3 protein-coding genes and 1 pseudogene are annotated in these 2,240 nt (G+C 45.4%); 3 read left to right on the forward strand and 1 reads right to left on the reverse strand.

Features of this window, described 5'->3' with window-relative positions; genetic code table 11:
• The 3 genes and pseudogenes from V3S16_RS14460 to V3S16_RS14470 form a co-directional block, all read left to right on the forward strand.
• A partial coding sequence (locus V3S16_RS14460; protein ID WP_413886152.1) for a metallophosphoesterase family protein occupies positions 1 to 461 on the forward strand: 461 nt, incomplete at its 5' end.
• A gap of 255 nt (positions 462 to 716) precedes the next feature.
• A complete protein-coding gene (locus V3S16_RS14465) occupies positions 717 to 965 on the forward strand; it encodes a hypothetical protein (RefSeq protein WP_413886154.1) in 249 nt (82 codons plus the stop codon).
• Between the two features lie 12 nt (positions 966 to 977).
• Positions 978 to 1,373: pseudogene (locus V3S16_RS14470) on the forward strand (peroxiredoxin-like family protein); the annotation flags it as partial.
• Between the two features lie 59 nt (positions 1,374 to 1,432).
• On the opposite strand, the gene V3S16_RS14475 reads toward V3S16_RS14470, so the two are convergent.
• Positions 1,433 to 1,840 carry a bactofilin family protein gene (locus V3S16_RS14475; RefSeq protein ID WP_413886156.1) on the reverse strand — a complete coding sequence of 136 codons (408 nt, stop codon included), beginning with the start codon at positions 1,838 to 1,840 and terminating at the stop codon, positions 1,433 to 1,435.
• Between the last annotated feature and the right edge of the window lie 400 nt (positions 1,841 to 2,240).

Raw genomic sequence — 2,240 nt, forward strand, 5'->3', positions numbered from 1 at the left:
ATTTGCTCGTGGGTGCCATCGCTGACACCCACGGCGTGCTTCTGCCGGCAGCGACCGCAGCCCTTAAAGGCGTTGACCTGATCATCCATGCTGGAGATGTCGGCAACATCGAAGTTATAGACGAACTGCAATCACTCGCACCGGTCGTGGCTGTGCGCGGCAACATGGACGGTGCTGAAGACTTACAGGGTCTTCCCGATAAGGAGGCTGTGGAAGTCGGCGACGTTCTACTGTATGTAATTCATGATATTCACAGAATCGACTTTGCTCCGTCCAAAGCCGGCTTTGATGCCGTAATCTTCGGCCACCTGCATTGTCCTTCTATTGTGGAGCAAAGCGGAGTGCTCTATCTTAACCCCGGCAGTGCTACACAGCCACGCCGTAGCTATCCGGCCTCTCTGGCTTTGCTCAATATACGGGGAAAGAATTTAAAAGCCCGGATTATTAATATCGATGATTAGTAAGAAAAGACAAAGGCGTTCACAGGTTCAGGGTTCAGAAGTTCAGGGTTGTTTTTTTTGTTAACCTTTACTAACTAGCCCCGAACCTTGAACCTGTAAACGGTTACTAAACAGCATACCTTTATCTTTAAACATTTTAGCAACTCCAACCCGTAAACAGAACGCTGTCAGCTTGCAATCTCCCTCCAAAAGCTTATAGTATTTAATTAGGGAAATAGAACAGACCCACCACTTTTAAAATAAAGGAGGGCAGAAATGAGTTTAAAAGCAGATATCGATAATTTGATCGCACAATCCAGCGAACGTATTCCGCCAGAAGTCCGGGGTCTGATGGCAGCCGACACTGAACGGCTCAAGCAGTCCGGCATAGAAGACAACAGCCTCAAGGCCGGGGATAAAGCGCCGTCTTTTAAGCTTCCCAGCGCCAAAAGCGAACAAATTTCTTTGGGCGACCTGCTGGCCAAAGGACCCCTGGTACTAAGTTTCTACCGCGGCGGCTGGTGACCATACTGTAATTTAGAGCTGCGGTCATTGCAGCTTGCGCTTCCTGAAATCGAGGCCCTCGGTGCACAGCTTGTCACTGTATCGCCTGAGTTGCCCGACAAATCTCTGTCAACCGCCGAAAAAAACGCTCTGGCCTTCGAGGTGCTGAGCGATGTCGGCAATAAAGTTGCCCGCGACTTTGGCCTGGTGTTCTCTCTGGCGGAAGAACTGCGTCCCATATACGCAAGCTTCGGCATTGACATCCCTGCTTACAATGGTGATGACACCTTTGAGCTGCCGATGCCGGCAACCTATGTGATAGATACCGACGGCACCATTGTCCACGCTTTTGTGGATACCGATTATACCCGACGGCTGGAACCGGCCGAGATTGTAGAGATCCTGAAAACCACAAAAACAAGTGGATAATCTATAATCACCGCTGAGACGCAGAGGTCGCAGAGAATTTGTTTCTTTTTGCGCGAGCCCTAAGGTTCGGGTTTAATATGGTCGATAATGAACCTTTTTTTTCCATCAACTTGTTTTATCTGATGCGTTTGGCAATTTCCCTGAAAAGTAGCTCCTTCTTCTATCTCAATTACTGGAGCTTTAATATTTCCGAAAACCGTACCGGATGCGCGCAGGTCAATTTTTTCTTCAGCAATAATATTGCCATGTATTTCACCATAATTGATAACTTCTGAGACATAAATATCAGATTCTACTTTGCCCTCTATATCTATCAAGAGAGTCCCCTCACCGGAAATATTTCCTTTGACATAGCCTTCAATCCTGATAGCTCCGGAAAATTTCAGGTCACCTTCAAACTTGATATTTTTTCCTAAAAAGGAACCTATATCCTGCCCCGCCTTATTTCTTTTTTTCTTTTTCATCATGCATAACACCTTATTTTTTGATACCTAATTATAAAATGTATCTTTCCCTGACCTTACTTTCAATACAGTGATAGTGTCAATAAACCATTTAATACGCATTTTTGAGAACCTTGCGAACGACCTCCATAGGGGTCGCACCCGTTCTTCTTTTTTAAAAATAATTGCAAATCGAAGATATTGATAGATATTAGAAGTTAACATCTTTACGCGATTATATTGATAGCATCGGACCTTCTTAATCGATTGGAATTTATTCGGTCCCAACAGTAGGTTTTGCACGTTCCTGTTTAAGCCTGCTTCGACGCTTTTTTCCGTTTAATCGGCGCTTTTTGGCAGCAAGTGAAATTCGGGTCTTTTTCCTGGCCTTAACAGGCTTAAGAGTTTCCTGTAACAGTTCGAC

It is taken from the genome of Candidatus Desulfatibia sp., from assembly GCF_036446775.1.
Classification (GTDB): domain Bacteria; phylum Desulfobacterota; class Desulfobacteria; order Desulfobacterales; family UBA11574; genus Desulfatibia_A.